The organism is Streptomyces sp. NBC_00988 (assembly GCF_045162645.1).
GTDB lineage: Bacteria > Actinomycetota > Actinomycetes > Streptomycetales > Streptomycetaceae > Streptomyces.
In genome coordinates, this window is record NZ_CP108730.1 from 9739780 (window position 1) to 9758561 (window position 18782).

At 68.8% G+C, this 18782-nt stretch carries 20 protein-coding genes, 1 tRNA gene and 2 pseudogenes; 12 read left to right on the forward strand and 11 right to left on the reverse strand.

The genetic code is table 11. The features are described from left to right. On the forward strand, positions 1-1482 hold the full coding sequence (locus OG496_RS44160) for an NADH-quinone oxidoreductase subunit C (RefSeq protein WP_405974849.1): 1482 nt from the start codon (positions 1-3) through the stop codon (positions 1480-1482). Between the two features lie 205 nt (positions 1483-1687). Continuing rightward, on the forward strand, positions 1688-2614 hold the full coding sequence (locus OG496_RS44165) for a peptidoglycan-binding protein (RefSeq protein WP_405974850.1): 927 nt from the start codon (positions 1688-1690) through the stop codon (positions 2612-2614). Positions 2615-2683: 69 nt separating this feature from the next. On the opposite strand, the gene OG496_RS44170 is transcribed toward OG496_RS44165, so the two are convergent. Next, positions 2684-3664: a LysR family transcriptional regulator gene (locus tag OG496_RS44170; protein ID WP_405974851.1), complete on the reverse strand. Its 981-nt coding sequence runs from the start codon at positions 3662-3664 to the stop codon at positions 2684-2686. A 308-nt stretch (positions 3665-3972) separates the two neighbouring features. Here OG496_RS44170 and OG496_RS44175 point away from each other — a divergent pair, with 308 nt between their 5' ends. Then, positions 3973-4371 (forward strand): hypothetical protein, encoded by a 399-nt coding sequence (locus tag OG496_RS44175; RefSeq protein ID WP_405974852.1) that lies wholly within the window; start codon positions 3973-3975, stop codon positions 4369-4371. Positions 4372-4567: 196 nt separating this feature from the next. On the opposite strand, the gene OG496_RS44180 is transcribed toward OG496_RS44175, so the two are convergent. The 6 genes from OG496_RS44180 to OG496_RS44205 all read right to left on the reverse strand — a co-directional run bounded on the left by OG496_RS44180 (position 4568) and on the right by OG496_RS44205 (position 6812). After that, the gene (locus OG496_RS44180) at positions 4568-5005 is read right to left on the reverse strand and encodes a pyridoxamine 5'-phosphate oxidase family protein (RefSeq protein WP_405974853.1); all 438 of its coding nucleotides are present in this window, start codon (positions 5003-5005) and stop codon (positions 4568-4570) included. Further along, positions 5002-5496: a hypothetical protein gene (locus OG496_RS44185; RefSeq protein WP_405974854.1), complete on the reverse strand. Its 495-nt coding sequence runs from the start codon at positions 5494-5496 to the stop codon at positions 5002-5004. The genes OG496_RS44180 and OG496_RS44185 overlap by 4 nt, the downstream gene beginning before the upstream one ends. Before the next feature lie 92 nt (positions 5497-5588). Then, positions 5589-5774 (reverse strand): DUF6126 family protein, encoded by a 186-nt coding sequence (locus OG496_RS44190; protein ID WP_405974855.1) that lies wholly within the window; start codon positions 5772-5774, stop codon positions 5589-5591. Positions 5775-5818: 44 nt separating this feature from the next. Further along, complete coding sequence (locus tag OG496_RS44195) at positions 5819-6214, reverse strand: ATP-binding protein (RefSeq protein WP_405974856.1); 396 nt, start codon at positions 6212-6214, stop codon at positions 5819-5821. A 59-nt stretch (positions 6215-6273) separates the two neighbouring features. Then, positions 6274-6612 (reverse strand): ArsR/SmtB family transcription factor, encoded by a 339-nt coding sequence (locus tag OG496_RS44200; RefSeq protein WP_405974857.1) that lies wholly within the window; start codon positions 6610-6612, stop codon positions 6274-6276. Between the two features lie 5 nt (positions 6613-6617). After that, positions 6618-6812 (reverse strand): hypothetical protein, encoded by a 195-nt coding sequence (locus OG496_RS44205; RefSeq protein ID WP_405974858.1) that lies wholly within the window; start codon positions 6810-6812, stop codon positions 6618-6620. A 109-nt stretch (positions 6813-6921) separates the two neighbouring features. On the opposite strand from OG496_RS44205, the pseudogene OG496_RS44210 reads away from it, so the two are divergent. Then, positions 6922-7457 (forward strand): annotated as a pseudogene (locus OG496_RS44210) (IS30 family transposase); the annotation flags it as partial. On the opposite strand, the pseudogene OG496_RS44215 reads toward OG496_RS44210, so the two are convergent. Next, positions 7455-7772, reverse strand: a pseudogene (locus tag OG496_RS44215) (ArsR/SmtB family transcription factor); the annotation flags it as partial. The pseudogenes OG496_RS44210 and OG496_RS44215 sit on opposite strands and share 3 nt — an antisense overlap. A 206-nt stretch (positions 7773-7978) precedes the next feature. Further along, a complete protein-coding gene (locus tag OG496_RS44220) occupies positions 7979-8353 on the reverse strand; it encodes a hypothetical protein (protein ID WP_405974859.1) in 375 nt (124 codons plus the stop codon). Between the two features lie 532 nt (positions 8354-8885). Here OG496_RS44220 and OG496_RS44225 point away from each other — a divergent pair. Then, positions 8886-9218 (forward strand): hypothetical protein, encoded by a 333-nt coding sequence (locus OG496_RS44225; RefSeq protein ID WP_405974860.1) that lies wholly within the window; start codon positions 8886-8888, stop codon positions 9216-9218. Between the two features lie 278 nt (positions 9219-9496). Here the strand turns inward: OG496_RS44225 and OG496_RS44230 are convergent, their stop codons facing one another. Continuing rightward, on the reverse strand, positions 9497-10186 hold the full coding sequence (locus tag OG496_RS44230; protein WP_405974861.1) for a DUF4142 domain-containing protein: 690 nt from the start codon (positions 10184-10186) through the stop codon (positions 9497-9499). A 521-nt stretch (positions 10187-10707) separates the two neighbouring features. Continuing rightward, positions 10708-10820: transfer RNA gene (locus OG496_RS44235), tRNA-OTHER, on the reverse strand. A gap of 424 nt (positions 10821-11244) precedes the next feature. Here OG496_RS44235 and OG496_RS44240 point away from each other — a divergent pair. From OG496_RS44240 to OG496_RS44270, 7 genes are all read left to right on the forward strand, one after another. Beyond that, a complete protein-coding gene (locus OG496_RS44240) occupies positions 11245-11937 on the forward strand; it encodes a hypothetical protein (RefSeq protein ID WP_405974862.1) in 693 nt (230 codons plus the stop codon). A 118-nt stretch (positions 11938-12055) separates the two neighbouring features. Next, positions 12056-12367, forward strand: coding sequence for a helix-turn-helix transcriptional regulator (locus OG496_RS44245; RefSeq protein ID WP_405974863.1), 312 nt, complete (start codon positions 12056-12058; stop codon positions 12365-12367). A 269-nt stretch (positions 12368-12636) separates the two neighbouring features. Next, complete coding sequence (locus tag OG496_RS44250; protein ID WP_405974864.1) at positions 12637-13911, forward strand: tyrosine-type recombinase/integrase; 1275 nt, start codon at positions 12637-12639, stop codon at positions 13909-13911. A 49-nt stretch (positions 13912-13960) separates the two neighbouring features. After that, positions 13961-15760 carry a gamma-glutamyltransferase family protein gene (locus OG496_RS44255; protein WP_405974865.1) on the forward strand — a complete coding sequence of 600 codons (1800 nt, stop codon included), beginning with the start codon at positions 13961-13963 and terminating at the stop codon, positions 15758-15760. Positions 15761-15876: 116 nt separating this feature from the next. Continuing rightward, positions 15877-16719 (forward strand): inositol monophosphatase family protein, encoded by an 843-nt coding sequence (locus tag OG496_RS44260; RefSeq protein ID WP_405974866.1) that lies wholly within the window; start codon positions 15877-15879, stop codon positions 16717-16719. Between the two features lie 109 nt (positions 16720-16828). Beyond that, complete coding sequence (locus tag OG496_RS44265; protein WP_366493768.1) at positions 16829-18238, forward strand: NAD(P)/FAD-dependent oxidoreductase; 1410 nt, start codon at positions 16829-16831, stop codon at positions 18236-18238. Then, positions 18235-18750: an O-acetyl-ADP-ribose deacetylase gene (locus OG496_RS44270; protein ID WP_405974867.1), complete on the forward strand. Its 516-nt coding sequence runs from the start codon at positions 18235-18237 to the stop codon at positions 18748-18750. The genes OG496_RS44265 and OG496_RS44270 overlap by 4 nt, the downstream gene beginning before the upstream one ends. The last annotated feature ends 32 nt before the right edge of the window (positions 18751-18782 follow it).

Here is an 18782-nt window from a genome sequence, read left to right on the forward strand (position 1 = left end):
ATGCGCACCACGCACGAGATCGACGTCGCCCAACTGCCCGGGCGGGCAGAGCAGTTGCTGGACGGCGGCCACCGGCTCGCCCTGGTCGCCGCCCACCACGACGACAGCGGACCGCGCGTGGTGTACCTGTTCGTCGCAGGTCCGCCCGACACCCGCGTCGAACTCCACGTCCGCCTCGACCCCGACCGGCCCGAGGTGCCGACACTGGCCCATCTCTCCTTCCCCGCAGGCCGGTTCGAGCGCGAGATGCACGACCTGTTCGGCATCGTCCCCCTCGACCACCCGCTCCCGCGCCGCCTCGTACGCCACTTCCACTGGCCACGCGGCTGGTACCCGATGCGCCCCGACGCCGGACCGCCCCCGGCCTTCGGCGAGCAGGAGGGCCCCTACCCCTTCCTGGAAGTGGAGGGCGACGGCGTCTACGAGATCCCGGTCGGCCCGGTGCACGCCGGCCTGATCGAGCCCGGCCACTTCCGCTTCTCCGTCGTCGGCGAGACCATCCTCAAGCTCAAGGTCCGCCTCTGGTTCGTCCACAAGGGCATCGAGAAGCTTTTCCAGGGCCGCAGCATCGCCGCCGGGCTGCCGCTGGCCGAACGCATCAGCGGCGATACGGCGGTCGGCCATGCCCTGGCCTACTGCCTGGCAGTAGAGGAGGCCACCGGCACCGAGGTGCCGCCCGAGGCGCAGCGGGCCCGCGCGATGCTCCTGGAGCTGGAGCGCATCCACAACCACGTCGCCGACCTCGGCATGCTCTGCAACGACGTCGGCCACGGCATCCTCAACGCCCACGCCCAGCGCGTCCGCGAGCAACTCCTGCGCCTCAACCACCAGATCACCGGTCACCGGCTGCTGCGCGGCGGCGTCGTACCCGGCGGCTCGGTCTTGCGGTCACTGCCCCATCCCGCCCGCCTGAAGGCCATCGGTGAGGATATCCGGGAGATCGCCGGCCTGGCCCTCGGCCACTCGACCGTCCGCGACCGCTTCACCGGGACCGCCATCCTCCCCAGGGATGCCGCCCGGGAGATCGGCTGCCTCGGCTATGTCGCCCGGGCCAGCGGTCTCTACGACGACGCACGCGTCAGTCATCCCTTCACGGCATACGGCACCGGGCTCGACGTCCCCGTCCAGGACAGCGGCGACGTTCTGGCCCGCTTCCTGGTGCGTGCCGAGGAAATCGAGACGTCTGTCGCCCTGATCGAGCATCTCGCCGAAGGGCTGGACGCCTCCCGAGCGGTACTGGCACCGCAGCACGCGCCAGGCGCGGGTCCGGGCAGCGGCGTCGGCCTGGTCGAGGGGTGGCGCGGCACCATCGCCACCCGTCTCGAACTCGCCCCCGACGGCACCCTGGCCCGCGTCAAGCCGGTCGATCCGTCCTTCTTCAACTGGCCCGCCCTGCCGGTCGCGCTCGCGGACACGATCGTCCCCGACTTCCCGCTGACCAACAAAAGCTTCAACCTCTCCTACGCGGGCAACGACCTGTGACGTCTGGTCAGGCATGTGGCATCGAGGCCGCCCGCAGGGGAGCGCGGCCCACGCAATGACGAGACATTTCGCGCTGCTTGCACTACCTCACGCCGTTGATGCGCAACATGCGCCTATGGAGCAGTTCGCGAATAGTCGGCGTATTTACATGCATTCAGGGAGCGGTGTGTACTGAAGCCTTCTCGCGAACCAGTTGGGGGTCTGGGTGTTCGCATCCCACGCCAGGGCACGTCACGCCAAGCGCCGTCGTGCTCTGCCGCTCCTGTTCCTGATCGCGGCCTGCCTGGCCGTGACATTCGCGTTCTTTCCGTCGGCGAGGCACGCGTCCGCCGACTCCTATCCGAACTGCCCGACGCTCTCGTCCGGCAGCACCGGAGGCTGTGTCACCAGGCTGCAGCAGGACCTCGATCGCCTCAACGGCGCGAATCTCGCGGCCGACGGGAAGTTCGGCCCGAAGACGCGTCAGGCCGTCATCGACTTCCAGCGAAACTACGGACTCACCCGAGATGGCGCAGTCGGTGAGAAGACCGCGCAGACGCTGTCCAACCTGGCCGGTCACGGCCTGCCGTTCGGGCAGCCGAGCCCCGCGAACTACCCGCCGACGTTCGATCCGGCGAAGGCGGGAACCTGGGCTCGCGACAACGCCCAGTCGTACAAGTCGTCCTACACCAAGGACCCGTGCACGGAGTTCGCCTCCCGCGCGCTCGCCGTCGGCGGCATGCCACAGAACGACGCATGGTGGGACCCCGCCGACCCGGTGAACCGCTACATGAACCCGACCGGGACGTCGGGGCCTTGGGTGAATGTAGAGAAGGCCGCCCAGTACTGGGTGGGACGTGGCTGGGCGAGGGAGATTCCCCTTGACGCCGCCAACCCCAACGCCGCGGTCATGGCTCGGCCCGGCGACCTCCTCTTCTTCAAGTGGGGAGGGTCTGACAAGACGCACATGGCCATGGTCACGGGCGTGAACGGCGCAGTCGCGTTGAAGTCGGAGCAGAACGGCGGAGCGACGCCTCCCTTCAGCAGGGACGGTCAGTGGAACCTGTCGTACTCACACGGCCAGAAGCCCGTGGCGCAGGTGTACAAGGGCATTCAGGCCACACTGCTCCACTGGAACGAGCAACCGCAATAGACGCCCCCATGCCGGGCCCGCCCTTCAAGGGGGTCCGTCCGACCCGACCCGGCCCGGTGCAGTACCCCTTCACCTCGACCTGACGTCGAGTCCGAGTTCCGCCACCTTCTCCTTCAGACCTGTGATGATTTTGGTGACGTCCTCGCTCGGCTGAGGGCGAGTCGTGACGAATACCTGTTGGGTTAGCTCATTGCCGTCCCGATCACGCAGCGGCACCCACTTGAAGCGCTCGCTTATCGGTCCGCCGAGCCGGTTGCCCTTGGCGAAGGGGTAGGCGACGTCGGACGGAACGATGACAGTGCCGTGTCCGTCCTCGCCGAGCGTGACCAGGACCTTGGTGCCGTACGCCTCGACAACCGGAACGGGGTGGGGGGTCCCGGTCTCCTTGAGTCCTTCGGCGAGCGCCTTTTCAAGGAGCTCGCGGGAGCGCGCGGCGCTGGGGGGCAGCAGCAGGTCGTGCTGTGCCACCTCATCCAGGGTCAGGTGGTCGGGCGACTCGTCGCCGAGGTCGCGGATCATCGCCTCCAGCCGCGAGGTGTACAGGGGGATTTTCTCCAGCTTCGCCATGGACTTCGGCGGCAGTCCGACCACCAGATCGGACACCCCGTCGGCGACCCGGCCGACCACTGCTTCTTCGAAGCGGCTGCGGTCCCGGTCGTGCTCACTGAGCGGCGCCAGCTTGATCTCCATGCGATCGCGCAGCTGAGCGGCGACCGGGGAGACGAAGTACGCGTGCTGCGGCAGGAACTCGACTACCACGGTGGTGCTGCCGATGCGGGTGATCTGTGCCCACTGGTGCACGGCCCGCTGGGCCGCCGGCAGGACCTTCCTGCCGAACTCGGTGACTTCCCAGCTTCCCCCCTCCGCCTTCTGCAGTAGGGGGCGGCCGTACACGTCGTCGAGAGTCGAGAGGTGCTGGCGGATGGCCGAGGCGGTCATCTTCATGGCATCCGCGGCTTCCTTGGGCGAGCGCTTTTCGGCAGTCAGCACGAAGGCATGCAGCCTTTGGAGCGTCACGCGGGGATCCAGATTGGCGGGGAGGTCCTCCATGCACCCACCGTACCGCCGGGTAGCTGCACTGCCCTAGAGCGGCGAAGAACTTTCCCGCCGATCGCCACGAGTTCTACTTGCGAAGGAGTTAGAACTTTTTCTTTTGATCAAGAAAGCGCATCTTGCTCTGCGTGGGTGAGGGCCACTACCGTTGCTCCACAACTCACAGGAAAGGGCCGCCGTTGCACCGGCAGCCCTGTTCCGTATCGGCACCCACGGTTTGGAGTCCACTGATGCCGATCTACAAGAAGTCTACGTCCGGGAGCAGCGGCCCGCCTAGGGGTCGCTTTCGGCCTCCCACCCTGCAGATGTGGGTCGCGCTCCAGCCTTCCTGGCTGGTCGCGGGCATGCTCACCCCGCACAGCCGACTGGCCGTCTACGCGTGCGTGCCGGTCAGCGGCGGCATCGCCTGGCTGGCGGGCAGGCTGGGCCTTGAGCGGACCCCGACTTGGCTCGGACTGCTCACGGCCTGCCTGGGCTACATCTGCACCGGCCTCCTCGGAATCCACGCGGTGGCGTCGATCGCCCTGGGCCAGGCCGGCGACAAGCTGACCGTGACGGCCACGATCCTGTCGGGCTACATGGTCATGGAGTTCGCGGCCCGCGCGCCACAGTGGTGGAACGCCTTCATCGAGAGCGTCGCAGCGAAGCTCTCGATGGCAATGGGGAGCGACCCACCCACCGGAGGGATCGATCTGGCCGAGTAGGAACGACCCACGCCGGATGGGCCGGAGAGATCATCCTCTCCGGCCCATCCCGCGTTCCCGACGTTGTTTCGGTGCGCACAAAGAACCCCGGGCGGCCTGCGGGCCGACCCCGATATGCACCTCCCGCGCGGAGCCGCGTCCACGCGCACGGTGCGCAGGCACCGTCGCCGATCACATGTCGAGGTTTCCCCGGGGATCAGGAACGCCCGACGCGCGTCAGTCGAACTCCGCTGACGATCTCAGGCTGGATGCGCACCACCTGGCCCATCGCCGCGTCGAACCACGCCACCAGCGGCCTTTGGTACCGAGCCAGTTCACCGGCATCAGCGACCCGCGTCGCCGTGCCGGTGACCACGACACTCCAGCTGGTCCGCGTGATCGGGCCGATCTCGTCGGCTTCGTACGCCACCACCTCGGACGCCGGCGCACGGCCCAGCAGAGCCGACCCGCCGTGTGTGCGGACGATGATCTCGCCCGCGTCCATCAGGCGGTTGACCGGCCGGATCGCGGGCAGCGCCCGGTCGGTGAAGGCCACACGCCCCAACGGCACGGTGCCCACCAGCCTCAGGGCCTCGTTGCAGCGCAACACGGCCATGCGCCCGGCAGGACCGGGCTTGGAGGCGGCCGGCATCATGACACCTCCTCCAGTGCCATGCGGCTTGCACCGTCGGGCCAGAGGACCTCGACACCGATGCCACTGCCGCGGGCGAAAGCGACCAGATGGGCCGTCGCGTCACGACCGCTGGACGGCGAGCCGTCCCACACCGCCAGCAAACGGGCGCACGAGCTCAGCAGGCTCTCGTCCGCGACCACACAGGCACCGCGGTCAGACGGGTCGTACTCCAGCAGCCGCACCTGCTCCGAGAGCAGGAGCAACTCCCCGGCCGCCCGGCGGTCACCAGCGTCCATCACCTCAGGCACACCGTTCTTTGACGGCACCACGGTCACCAGCGTCAGTCCCGCGGCACGAGCAGCCCTGCCGAAGACGACCGGAAGCCCCTGCCCGGCACGCACGAGTCCGGCCCTGCCCACCCGCGCGAACCCTGCCAGACGCCGCCGCAGCTCGTCCTCCACCATCGCCAGCGTGGGCGCGGTGAGGTCCGGGTGTCCCACAACAACGATCACTTCAGACAGTCCCTTCCCCGCGCCGAACCCGTCCCGGCGCGGTGTTGCTGACCTCGGTCGGCCCTTGTCGCCGCAGGCGCCATCACGCCAGGTCACTTGTGCCCGTGCTCGCCCAGATAGAAGAGCAGCCACACGAACCCGGCGAACAGATGGGTGCCGAAGATATAGAAACCCGCCCGGATCGCGACGCCGCGCTCAATCTGCCACTCGCGGTCCTTGCGCTTCTCTTCGCCCTGCGCGATCTCTGGCGCCTTGTCCGCCTCAGGTCCGTCACTCACGATGCCGTCTCCCTGCTTCCCATGGTCTCCATGCTTTTTGTTGGCTACGACGGCATCCGGAACCGGACGAGGACGACCTTGCCGTCATGGTCGACGGCCGGTTCCGCGCTGACGTCGCCGTTGTACTCGGCCACCAGCTGCAGTCCCGATCCCGTGGCGCCCGGTTCGAGGTCGGGCAGGCATGGCTCGGCGTCGGCGACGCTGACCACCAAATGCCCCGCGCCGACCGTCATCCCCACGTCCGCGACCCGGGACCGCGGCGCGTGACGCAGCACGTTCACCACGAGCTCGCTGACCACCAGCAGCACCGCGTCAGCGAACGCCGAGCCCGGCGCGACGCCAACCTCGCCGAAGCGTCCGGCCACCGCCTCACGGGCCCGCCGCACTGCCTCCGGCCCGACCGGAACCGAGACGACGTGACCCCGCACCGGCGACGGCACACACTCCATCGCTGTCGCAGGCCGGTTTCGACGCCACGGCCGGAACCGGCATCCGCCCATCACCGCGCAGGCTCCGCGCCACGCAGCTCGTCCAGCAGCTCCTGACGGCCCGCCAGCAGAACGGACAGGATCCGGCGCGCCGCGCCCAGCAGCTCGGCCACGTCCCCGCCCGCCAGCTCGTACACCACGGTCGAACCGGTACGGGTGGCGTTAACGATCCCGGAGCGGCGCAGCACCGCCAGTTGCTGCGACAGATTCGACGGCTCCACCTCGATCGCAGCCAGCAGATCGCGCACCGGCAGCGGCCCGTCCTGCAGTAACTCCAGCACCCTGATCCGCACCGGATGCCCGAGCATCCGGAAGAACTCCGCCTTCGCCTCGTACAACGGAACTGGCATGCCACTCACTCCTCGTCCGCCCCTGCCACCTCGACGTCGAGTCCGTGCCGACGGGCGAAGCGCACCGCGTCATCCAACTCGTCCCGCGCCACGGCCACGGCGTACGGGTCGTCGGCCGCCACAGCGACCGCCAGCCCGGCCCGGGCCGCCTTCACCCGTGCCAGCAGCGCCTCGACGACCTCGCCCACCCCAACCTCCACACCCTGGATCATCTGTCGACCAACGCAACTAACCAATTGAAGAACTCTTCAATTGTAGGCTGGCAAAAGCTGAAGTCTCGCCCTCACGTGGCAGCGTTCCGGGGTCTTGCGGCTACACGAGTACGTCCAGGACCGCCTGGCCGGAGAGATCCGCGGCCCGGACGGCACGCCGAGCGGAACTGGCAGCACCGCGGCGGAAAGGGCGGAACAGGCCCAGATGTCAAGATCGCCGCTGGGTGACCTCGTCGAGCCCGCAGCAGATCTCCCACCGGTATGAAGCTCGACTTCCCCCATGATGAGTCCACGTGGATCTCGCACGAGGCGATCTACCGAGCCCTCTACGTCCAGGGCCGCGGAGCGCTGACACGCGAGCTCGTCGCCTGTCTGCGCGCCGGCGCCGCACCGCGAGTTCCCCGGTCCCGCACCGCCCGCCGGGCAAGGATTTCATCACCGGCGAGGTCAGGATCAGCCAGAGGCCCGCCGAGGCCCAGGACCGAGCGGTCCCCGGGGCACGGGGAGGGCGACCTCATCATCGGCCTGAACAGTTCCGCGATCGGCATCCTGGTCGAACGCACCAGCAGGTTCACGATGCTGCTGCCCCTGCCCGGCCGCAGTGGTACACGGACGAAGGGCGGCCCCGCCCTGGAGTTCGGCGAGGATCTGGTTCTGTCCGGTGAGGAGTTCGGTGAGGATACGGCGCGCGGCGCGCAGGAGTTCGGCGACGTCGCCGCCGGCGAGCGCGTAGCGGACGGTGGAGCCCTCCCGCATGGACACGACGATGCCGGAGCGTCGCAGGACGGCCAGTTGCTGCGACAGGCTGGAGGGCTCGATCTCGATGTCGGCGAGCAGGTCCCGCACGGACACCGGCCCGTGCTGGAGGAGTTCCAGCACCCTGATGCGCACGGGGTGCCCGAGCATACGGAAGAACTCTGCCTTGACCTGGTAGAGGGGGGCCTGCATGGATGCTCGCTCCTTGCCGGGTGGGTGGGAATGCGGCTGCCGGGATGTGGCGGCATCCAAGGGCGGCGCCACACCACAGGCCGCCCTCGGATGCCGATCCTCCACGCCCCTGGCCCGGCACGACCGCACCTTGTGACCATGCTGATGTGATGAGTTGAAGAAGTCTTCACATCATGGGCAGGGGTAGTTCCTGCCTGCCGGCCGAGCTAAATCTCGATCGCCCCCTCCACGCGTTTGAGTTGGTGGCGGGCCATGGCCAGGTTCGAGCGGGCCTTGTCGAGCACGAGGTACAGGAACAGGCCGTTGCCGTTGCGGCCGGTGATCAGACGGATCAGGTGGTACTGGCTGTCCAGCGTGATCAGGATGTCCTCGATCTGGCCCTTGAGGCCCAGCGCTTCCATGGTGCGCACCTTGGCCCGGATGACGTCCGTGTTGCCGGCGGCGGCGACGGTCAGGTCCAGGCTTTTGCTGCCGCCCAGCGTGCCCAGCGCCATCCCGCTGGTGTAGTCGACGACGGCGGCCCCCAACGCCCCCTCGACCCCGGCCATCATCTCCTTCAGCGACACTTCCACATTCGCCACAGCGCCTCCCCTTGTGTTGCGTTGACTGCGGCGGACCGGTGCTGCCGATCCGCCTCGATGCCCGGACCGTACGCACGCGCCCCTCACCCGCGAAGAATCTCTTCGGGACTGACCCGCGACGATCGAACAACGGCCCGACGGGACCTGTTGATGGGCCATAACTGCCCTGACTGGTACGGAAGGTGACGCCTGGTCCGGCGCGGGCCGCAAACCGGGATCATGCGGCCCGGGAGCGCGGATGGACCTCAACCTGCTGCGAGCCAGCCCTGAAACTCCGGGACGCGGTGGGCGCGTTGCCACGCGGCGGCCGCAATGTCCTACGGTCCGGGGTTGCTTCGACGCTGCTCGTCCCAGGGCCTGGCCGGCGTCGTCCGCAGCGGTCGTCTCCCTCTTCGCCCGGCTGATCGGTGCCCATCGTGTCGCGGCAGCCGACCACATCGGCGCCCCCCCAGCACGGCATGCGTCTCGGGCCTATCGACCGCGCGTTCGCGGAACTGACGCCGGCCGCTCCCGGATGGGTGCGGCTTTCCTCATGCACCTTGCCGGTGACCAGGCCGGGGTCCGAGCGGAGGGCTCCGTTCCCGCCGACAAGGTCAACCCGGCGATGGCCGGGGCCATGGCGGAGGTGGGGATCGATGTCTCCGCCGAGACGCCGAAAATGCTCACCAGCGGCGACGAGCGGCACGAACCCGCCTGCCGGCCTGGGCCGGTCCTCTACCTCCAGCAGCGCGCCCTGGGCTCCACCGGCTGCACCCGCACCGAACTGACCGCGATGATCATCCTGTCGGAGGTCACCGAGGTGTCCTCCCGGCGATCGACCGGACGCTTCCACTCACGGACACCCACAAGGGCTTCCACCTCATGATCGACGGCACCCTCACCGGTGAAGCCCTATCGCAAGGCCCTGCGCCGGCACTGCAAGCCGCTGGAGGCGAGGAGCTTCAGCGAGCGGAAGGCCCCGCGACCAGAATACTGAGCTCCACACGGTCGGACGGCCGGCGGTGCGTGGCCAACCTCTCCGGTACGGCGCCGGAGCTGCCGCCCGGAGAGGTCCTGACCAGCAGCGCGCCGGGGAGGACGGCGGGAGGCTCGGGCCGGACACGACGGCCTGGCCGGCGCAGGCAGGCGGCTGGGCCCGCATCCTCACCCCACAGACGGACTCGGCGAGACCGTACTGTTCGTCGGCGGGATGAGGACGACCTGCGGCTGTGTCGCGACGGGGGGCGGCGGGGTCAGATCCTGGGCCGGGAGCCTGGGCGGGGTGGTTTCCTGGGGGAGGACCTGGCCGAAGTCGACCAGACCGGTCTTCTCCAGGACCGCGAGGTGGTCCAGGACGATGTCGTTGGCCCGGTCGGCCAGGGCACGGACCAGCGAGTTCCTCGTGGTGGTGCGGACGCTCGCGATCGTGGAGAGGAACTGGCCGTCCGTCGCGCGCAGGAGGGTGGCCATGTCGGTGTCGAACTGCTTGCCCCTGTCCGCCTTCAATCCGGCCACGAAGCCCTGCTGTTGTGGCGACGGCTGGTTGGGCAGGGGGATGCCCAACTGGCCGCCGGCCGCGCGGCAGGCGGCGTCCAGGGAGGCGTTCCCGTCGATCAGGTGCTCCCCTGCGGTCTTGACGGCCTTCGTCGTGGCCTTCTTCAACGCCAGCTGACCGACGGGGTACTCCCATAATCCGGCCGAGCGCACCTTGACCACGAAATCCCGGTCGGCCTCCGTCAACGGTCCGGTCGCCGGGGTGGCGATGACCCGCTCGGGCGCACTGCCGACCTTCTGGACTCCGAGCATGACGGGGTACAGGAGCGACCCGAGGGTGACGCTGAGCGCACCACCCACGAAGAGAGTTCCCGCCGTTCTCCGCAAAACGAGCACCGTGTCTCCTGTCCGGTTCGCAACCGCACGTACAGGAGTACGGATGCGGGGTCCCTCGGAACCTTTTGGGCTCGCAACGGGTTCGTAAAGCCGATCGGTGTCCGGCGCCCCGGCCGCGGCGGTCACCCGTCTGCCCGAGGAAGGGCGGAACGGAGCAGCGGGCATACAGGCGGATACGGCAACGACCCACCAGACCGTGTGCGCTTCTGTGTGTCGTCGGCCACGTTTAGGCAGGTCGCGCGCTGTTCTCGGGGCTGAAACCTTGCCAACTGCCAAGTCGGCGCATGAATCGGTATCTTGCCCTGTGTAGGGCCACCGAGATTCGCGCGAGGTTGCCTTGACCTGCGGAAATCTGCCAACAGGCCAGCTTTTCCGCATTGTTGTGGGCGGAAAACAGTAACGGTCAAAAGACCGTGTGCGTTTTGACGTGAACGCAAAAACTCCCGACCTGTATTTATGCAGGTCAGGAGCTTTTTCCGGAGTGCCCCCGGCAGGATTCGAACCTGCGCACACGGCTCCGGAGGTATGTCGCGCCGTGTGAGGGTGTATCAGCGTCCTTTGTGGGCGGGTCAAAAGACCCTCCTAGCCTAACTGAACTCTCCTCAGGAAGCACCTCGCTTTGTTCTGTCGGGAAACCGATGCGTGCCCCGCCCTTCTGGAGGCAGTTCGCTGACGGCAGACCAATTCGAGGTGGAACGGACTGGAAGTATCTGCCAGTGCCATGTCAACCTTGATCATGTCGGGGGTTGTTGTGTCATGGGAGACGGCGATCCGATACCCCCCGCGCGGCCGTCCTTGCAGGCTTGCGGCATGCCGGGCCGACTACGCCTCTCGACGCGCCTGGTGGTGGCTTCGCGACTGGTTCCTGAAGGGTAGACCGGACTTCGCCTCCGGCTTATAACACGCAATCGCCGGTTACCCAAACCGGCGATTGTCCGGAGTATTGCAGGTGTTCGTTGGCCTGATGCCGAGAACGCCTTGCTCTGCAGCAAGTACATCCCCGAGTGTGAGGAGTTGCCCCTGTGGGTGCTGCCGTTGTTGATGAGAAGTCTCTGCTGTCGGATCGGCAGCGTGACGATCTGCTGGACTGGCTCGGACAACGTCCGCTGAACGGACGCCCGTTGCGCGCCTTCCTGTCAACCATCGCCTTTGCTGCGCTGAGGCCGCAGGAGGCACTTGCGCTGCGTGTTCGTGATGCGCGTCTGCCCGACGAAGGCCCGGGCGCTTTGGTGATTCACTCCCGCCGGCTCGCCTATGGCCATGAGGAAGCGGATGGAGCGGGTGAACCGCGGGTCGTTCCGGCGTGCCGGGCACTCGTAGAGGTCTTGAGGGCGGAAGTAGCCCGGCGCGGCCTTCGCCCCGATGACAGGCTGTTCACCCGCGATGACGGCAGGCCCTTGTCCGGCGCGGACTATCGCAGGGCGTGGGACGACGCGCGCAAGGCGGTCCTTGAGGCGCATGAGATCGACTCACCACTCGGAAAGCGTGTCTCCGACCTCCGAGACGCCCGCATCGCAACCTGGCTGAGCGGGCACCGCACCGCTTTGGGGGTCTTCAAGGTCGCCGAACGCATCGGCGTCAGCGCCCCCTCACTCGCCCGACGCTTCCCGCACTGCTTCCAGGCGTCGGGTGAGGGCTCCAACGGCCTCATCGAAGCCTCCTTCGCCATGGCCGATCTGCACTGCGAGGCGAAGCGCGACGCCCTGAATCCCTAGCGCTGCGTCGATCTCGGCGTGACCGCGGATCCCACCGCGCTTCCAACACAGGCCGCGGGTGGAGGAGCCTCGCACTTCGCCCGCCCGCGGCCCCCACCTCTCTCACACAGGACGTTCCATGCCCGCACGCCCGCTACCCGCTCCCTCCACGGCGCCTGGCGCGCCCGGCGCCGTCGGCAAAGCCTTCCTGAACGTCAGGGATGCAGCCGAGTACCTCGGCCTCTCACCCCAGACCCTGTACGTGTGGCGGCACCGGCGCCAAGGACCTCCGAGCTTCCGTATGGGCCAACGCGGACGCGTCATGTACCGGCTGGAAACGCTCGAAGCCTGGATCCGGGAACAGGAACAGGCCGACTCGCGCTGCAACCCCGTCCTGAGTCCTTTGGCTGTCGCACCCCAGCATCGATCCGGCTATACGGCAAGCGCTTGAAACCCGGCACCTCTCCGGCGTAACGGCAGCAGGGGGCGCCAAGCCTCTGGTAGCACCCCCGCGTTCGCGGCATGTAGCGGCGGGAAGCCCTCAACACCCGAATCTGTAACGACGGTGAGGCCACGTCTGCTCCACAACGGCCCGCAATCCGGTGCCTCGTGAGCCGCAGGCCAGGCGTCGCCAAGGCAAGGCCACTGACTCTCGCGGCAGTTGCGTGGCAATGCCTGTGACCTTCTGTATGTCGGCCATGAATCAAGGGAGATGAACGTTTGGCAGGGTATATCGAAGATAGATGGGTCAAGAAGAAGAAGGATCCCATCACTGGGAAACGAGAGCGCACCGATCGCTACGGAAAGGGTAAGAGATACCGGGTATCCGGGATACCCGGAATCCGGGACAGATCCTTCGATACGCTCGAGGATGCGAAGGCGTGGCTCCGGCGGTCAAGTACCGACCAGGAGCGTGGGGAGTTTGTCGATCCACGCGACGGCTCAATGACGCTCGCTGAGTACGTCGAGCAGTACTGGATGCCGGGTGTGCGTGGCGAAGCCAAGACCCGCAAGAGCATCGATGAGCGGATACGTCTACACGTGATGCCGTACCTGGGCGATACTTCGCTGAACCAGGTGTCTGCAGCCGAGCTTCGTGCCTACATTGTCAAACTCGAATCGTCGTGCTCGCCCCAATACGCCCGCAGCATCCTCTCAACGTTGTCGAGCGTCCTGGAGACAGCGGTCGATGACAAGCGCCTCGCACGGAACCCAATGAGGTCCAAGTCGGTGCGGTGGCCGAAGCTGCCTGACGAGCGTCGTGAGGCGTGGCCCGAGACAGTAGCTCGAAAGGTACGCGATGGGATCAGCCAGAGGCACCGTATAGCGGTGGTTCTGGGGGTGGGATGCGGTCTGCGCCAAGGTGAGGTTTTCGGTCTCAGCCTGGAGGACATTGACCATCGGCGCGGGGTGCTTCACGTCCGACGGCAGGTGCAAATACTGAATGGCCGCAAGTACTTCACGCTTCCAAAGGGCGGGAAAACGCGCGTCGTAGACATGCCGCGTTCCGTGGCTGATGAGCTGGTGAGGCACACCAGGGCCTACCCGGGGAACAAGGTTGAGCTTCCGTGGGGCGGTCCTGAACCTGAGCGGGAGCGAAAGAAGTTCGGCCTCGTGCTGACGACGAAGTACGGGAACGCGATCGCGGCCAACACGTGGAACACGGAGATCTGGAAGCCTGCGCTGGCCAAGGCGGGCATCATCCCGCAGCGTGCGAAGGGGGCGAAACCGTGGCAATGGCAAGCGGCCCCGAAGGACGGGTTCCATGTGCTGAGGCACACGTACGCGTCCCTCGTGCTGGAGGCAGGAGAGTCGGTCGTAACCCTCGCCAAATGGCTGGGGCATTCGTCGCCGACCATCACCCTCGACCACTACGCCCACTTCATGCCGGAGGCGGGGAAGAAGGGGCGCAGGGCGATCGATAGCCTGCTCGGGGAACGGACCGAGGAGGACTCTGGCCCGAACTCCCCAGATTCTCCCCAGGACCGATCCTGAGCGCCGACCGATCCGGCTGATGCGCGGAAACACCGAGGTGAGAGCCCGTATGTTCACCACCCGACCCACGCTCCAGGGCACCTTCGGCATGGTGTCCTCCACCCACTGGCTGGCCTCGCAGTCGGCGATGGCCGTCCTGGAGGACGGCGGCAACGCGTACGACGCCGCCGTCGCCGGGGCGTTCGTGCTGCACGTCGTGGAACCGCACCTCAACGGACCCGCCGGTGAGGTGCCCATCCTCCTCGCCCCGGCGGGCGGGGAGGTGCGGGTGCTGTGCGGACAGGGCGTCGCCCTGGCCGGAGCGACGATCGAGCACTACAGGGGACTCGGTCTGGATCTCGTACCCGGTACCGGACCCCTCGCGGCGGCCGTCCCCGGTGCCTTCGACGCCTGGATGCTCCTCCTCCGGGACTACGGCACGAAGTCCCTGGCCGACGTCCTGAAGTACGCCATCGGGTACGCCGAGGACGGCCACGCGTGCGTGGAGAACGTCGGGGCGACCGTCGAGGCCGTACGGGCGCTGTTCGAGACGGAGTGGACCTCGTCGGCGGACGTGTACCTGCCGGGCGGGAAGGCACCCCGGCCCGGCGAGCTGTTCCGCAACCCCGCCCTCGCCGCCACCTGGAAGCGGTTGCTCTCCGAGGTCGCCGGGGCGGGGGACCGGGAGGCCCAGATCGAGGCGGCGCGGGAGGTGTGGCGGTCCGGGTTCATCGCCGAGGCCCTCGTCCGGCAGTCCGCGCGGCCCACCATGGACACCAGCGGCGAGCGCCACACCGGCACCCTCACGGCCGCCGACCTGGCCTCCTGGTCCGCGTCCTACGAGGTCCCGGCGACGTACGACTGGAACGGCTGGACGCTCTGCAAGGTCGGCCCCTGGAGCCAGGGCCCGGCCTTCCTCCAGCAACTTGCGCTGCTCCCGCCCGAGTTGCCCGCCTACGAGTCCGCCGACTACGTCCATCTGCTCATCGAGGGCTGCAAGCTCGCGATGGCCGACCGGGAGGCCTGGTACGGGGACGCGGGCGAGGACGCCGTACCGCTGGGGGAGCTGCTGTCGGCGGACTACAACGCTGCACGGCGGGAGCTGATCGGCGAGAAGGCGTCGTACGAGCTGCGGCCGGGCAGCCCTGGAGGGCGTGCGCCGCGGCTGTGCGGGCACGCGCGCGTGGTGGCGCCCGCGGAGTCCGGCTTCGACCCGTTGGGGGCGGGGGAGCCGACCGTCGCGCGGGTGAGCGCCGACGGCGGTACCCGTGGCGACACCTGCCACCTCGACGTCGTCGACCGCTGGGGCAACATGATCGCGGCCACGCCGAGCGGCGGCTGGCTGCAGTCCAACCCGGTGGTGCCCGAGCTGGGCTTCCCCCTCGGCACCCGGCTCCAGATGGCCTGGCTTGAGCCCGGCCTGCCCAACTCTCTAGCCCCGGGCCGCCGTCCACGCACCACGCTCACCCCGTCGATCGCCCTGCGCGACGGAGTGCCGGTCCTGGCGTTCGGCACGCCCGGCGGGGACCAGCAGGACCAGTGGCAGCTGCACTTCTTCCTGGCGGTCGCCACGCGCGCGAAGGCACGCGGCGGCCTCGACCTCCAGGGCGCGATCGACGCCCCGAACTGGCACAACGACAGCTTCCCCGGCTCCTTCTACCCGCGCGGCATGCGGCCCGGAAGCGTCACCGTCGAGGCCCGCATGGACGCGGCGGTCGTGGAGGACCTGCGGCGACGCGGACATGACGTGACCATCGGTGACGCCTGGTCCGAGGGGCGGCTGTGCGCCGTTGCCCGGGACCCCGAGGCGGGGATCCTGTCGGCGGCGGCGAACCCGCGCGGCATGCAGGGGTACGCCGTGGGGCGCTGAGCCGCCGGGGGAGGGACCGGCTCCCCGTGATCTCCGGAGCCGGGTGTTCATGGTGATTCCACCCGGTGTGCACCGGGCGGGTGGGGATTGTCAGTGACGCGTGCTCTCATGGAGGCATGATCGAAGACACCGAAACCATCGACGAGTTTCTCGTACAGCACACGGCCGACATCGAAGAAGCCATCCGCCAGGCGGCGGCGACCGAGATCATGCCCCGCTTCCGGCAGCTCGCCGCGCACGAGATAGACCAGAAGAGCGGCCCGCACGACCTGGTCACGGACGCCGACCGCAACGCCGAGCGGTATCTGACGAAGGTGCTCGGCTCCCTCCTGCCCGGCTCCGTCGTCGTCGGCGAGGAAGCGGTGCACGCCGACCCGGAGACGTACGAGGCGATACAGGGCGACGCCCCGGTCTGGATCGTCGACCCGGTCGACGGCACACGGCAGTTCGTGCGCGGCGAGACCGGCTTCTGCACCCTGGTCGCGCTCGCCCGGCACGGGGAGCTGCTCGCCTCCTGGACCTACGCGGCCGCCCGCGACCAGATGGCCACGGCCGTCAGGGGCGGCGGTGCCTTCCTCGACGGCGTACGGCTGCGCTCCGGCGCCCCGGACCCCGCCCGGGACCTGCAAGTGGCCACCTCCCACCCGGACTACACGACGGACGCCCAGAAGCGCGCCCTGCTCGGCCTGTGGGCGGACGGTGTGCACACGCGCCCGTGCGGCTCGGCCGGACTGGAGTATCTCGCCATCGCCCGGGGCGAGTTGGACGCCACGGCCTTCTCCTGGGAGGCCGCCTGGGACCACGCGGCGGGCCTGCTCCTCGTCGAGGAGGCGGGCGGCGCCCACCTCACGCTCACGGGGGAACCGTTCCGCATCACCGGTGGCAACGCGCTGCCGTTCACGGCGGCCCGGGACGCGGCGACCGCACAGCGCGTGATGGAGCTGCTGAGGGCGTCGTAGGGTCACGGGTTCCGCACACTGGACGGGCTGGCCCCGGGGTTGTCAGTCCCGCGGCATATCCTGACCCTGAGTTGCCACCGGCTGACGAAGGGGTCCCAAGGTGCCGTCGATGCTCGATGCGGTCGTGGTGGGTGCGGGGCCGAACGGACTGACGGCCGCCGTGGAGCTGGCCCGGCGCGGCTTCTCCGTGGCCGTGTTCGAGGCCCGGGACACCGTGGGCGGGGGCGCCCGCACCGAGGAGCTGACCCTCCCCGGGTTCCGGCACGACCCCTGCTCGGCGGCGCACCCGCTCGGCATCAACTCCCCGGCGTTCCGCGCCCTGCCGCTTGAGCGCTACGGCCTCGAGTGGCTGCATCCCGAGCTGCCCATGGCACATCCCTTCACCGACGGCAGCGCGGCCGTGCTGTCGCGGTCGGTCGCGGAGACGGCGGCGTCGTTCGGGCCGCGCGACGCGGGCGCGTACCGCAGGCTGGTCGAGCCCTTCCTCCCCAAGTGGGACACCCTGGTCCGCGACTTCATGTCCCTGCCGCGCACCGCGCTGCCCCGCGACCCGGTCACCCTCGCCCGCTTCGGCCTGGCAGGCCTGCCCCCGTCGACCTGGCTCACCAGCCGCTTCCAGGACGAGCGCGCCAAGACCCTGTTCGCCGGACTGGTCGGCCATGTGATGGCCCCGCTCAGCGGCTTCGCCACCGGCGCGATCGGCCTGGTCTTCGCCCTGGCGGCACACGCGCGTGGCTGGCCGGTGGCCCGCGGCGGCTCCCAGTCGATCTCGGACGCCCTGGCCGCCTACCTGAGGGACCTCGGCGGAGAGATCCACACCGACTACGAGGTCAAGCGCCTCGACGACCTCCCGCCGGCCCGCGCCTACGTCTTCGACACCTCGCCCACCGCCCTGGCGAAGATCGCGGGCTTCGGCGACTACTACGCCAACTACCGTTACGGCGCAGGCGTGTTCAAGGTCGACTACGCCCTGGACGGCCCGGTGCCCTGGACCGCCAAGGAGGCGCGCACCGCCGGCACGGTCCAGATCGGCGCCGACAGCACGGAGATCGGCGCCGCCCTGCGCGCCGCGTCCCGCGAGAACCGCGCCCCCGACAAGCCGTTCATGATCACCGTTCAGCCCAGCATCGTCGACCCCACCCGCGCCCCGGCCGGCAAACAGGTCTTCTGGGCCTACGGCCACGTCCCCAGCGGCTGGACCGGCGACCTCACGGACGCCCTGGAACGCCAACTGGAGCGCTTCGCCCCGGGGTTCCGCGACCGCGTCCTGGCCCGGGCGACCGCGGGCCCGCCCGAACTCGCCGCCCGCAACGCCAACTACGTAGGCGGCGACATCGGCACCGGCGCGGTCTCCGGACTCCAGATCCTGCTGCGCCCCAAGCTCTCCCTCTCCCCGTACGGCACCCCGCACCCGGCCGTCTTCATCTGCTCCTCGGCGACCCCGCCTGGCCCCGGAGTGCACGGCATGTCGGGACACAACGCGGCGAAGGCCGTCTGGCGGAGGCTGAGGCAGTCATGACCAACGTGACAATCACCCTCGTCCGGGGTGACATCACCCGCCAGAGCGCCGACGCGATCGTCAACGCGGCCAACTCCTCACTCCTGGGCGGCGGAGGAGTCGACGGCGCGATCCACCGCCGCGGCGGCCCCGCGATCCTGGCGGACTGCCGAAGGCTCCGCGCCTCCCACTACGGCAAGGGCCTGGCCACAGGCAAGGCGGTAGCGACGACGGCGGGCGAACTGGACGCGCGGTGGGTGATCCACACGGTGGGCCCGGTGTACTCCCGCGAGGAGGACCGCTCCGAACTGCTGACCTCCTGCTACCGCGAGTCCCTCCGCGTCGCCGACGAACTCGGCGCCCGTACGGTCGCGTTCCCCGCCGTCTCGGCCGGGATTTTCGGCTGGCCGATGGACGACGCGGCGCGGATCGCCGTAGAGACGGTGCGGGCGGCGGAGACGTCGGTCGAGGAGGTCACGTTCGTGCTCTTCGACGAGGCGGCGTACGAGGCGTTCGGCCGGCAGGTGCGCTGACCGACGGTCGTGGCCCGTCGGCCCAACTGGCC

Bases quoted from the DNA above. Each gene is read 5' to 3' on its own strand.
- OG496_RS44160 (WP_405974849.1), top strand. From the start codon at position 1: ATGCGCACCACGCACGAGATCGACGTCGCCCAACTGCCCGGGCGGGCA.
- OG496_RS44170 (WP_405974851.1), bottom strand. From the start codon at position 3,664: ATGGAGGACCTCCCCGCCAATCTGGATCCCCGCGTGACGCTCCAAAGG.
- OG496_RS44175 (WP_405974852.1), top strand. From the start codon at position 3,973: ATGTGGGTCGCGCTCCAGCCTTCCTGGCTGGTCGCGGGCATGCTCACC.
- OG496_RS44180 (WP_405974853.1), bottom strand. From the start codon at position 5,005: ATGATGCCGGCCGCCTCCAAGCCCGGTCCTGCCGGGCGCATGGCCGTG.
- OG496_RS44200 (WP_405974857.1), bottom strand. From the start codon at position 6,612: ATGCCAGTTCCGTTGTACGAGGCGAAGGCGGAGTTCTTCCGGATGCTC.
- OG496_RS44225 (WP_405974860.1), top strand. From the start codon at position 8,886: ATGCACCTTGCCGGTGACCAGGCCGGGGTCCGAGCGGAGGGCTCCGTT.
- OG496_RS44245 (WP_405974863.1), top strand. From the start codon at position 12,056: ATGCCCGCACGCCCGCTACCCGCTCCCTCCACGGCGCCTGGCGCGCCC.
- OG496_RS44255 (WP_405974865.1), top strand. From the start codon at position 13,961: ATGTTCACCACCCGACCCACGCTCCAGGGCACCTTCGGCATGGTGTCC.
- OG496_RS44260 (WP_405974866.1), top strand. From the start codon at position 15,877: ATGATCGAAGACACCGAAACCATCGACGAGTTTCTCGTACAGCACACG.
- OG496_RS44265 (WP_366493768.1), top strand. From the start codon at position 16,829: ATGCTCGATGCGGTCGTGGTGGGTGCGGGGCCGAACGGACTGACGGCC.
- OG496_RS44270 (WP_405974867.1), top strand. From the start codon at position 18,235: ATGACCAACGTGACAATCACCCTCGTCCGGGGTGACATCACCCGCCAG.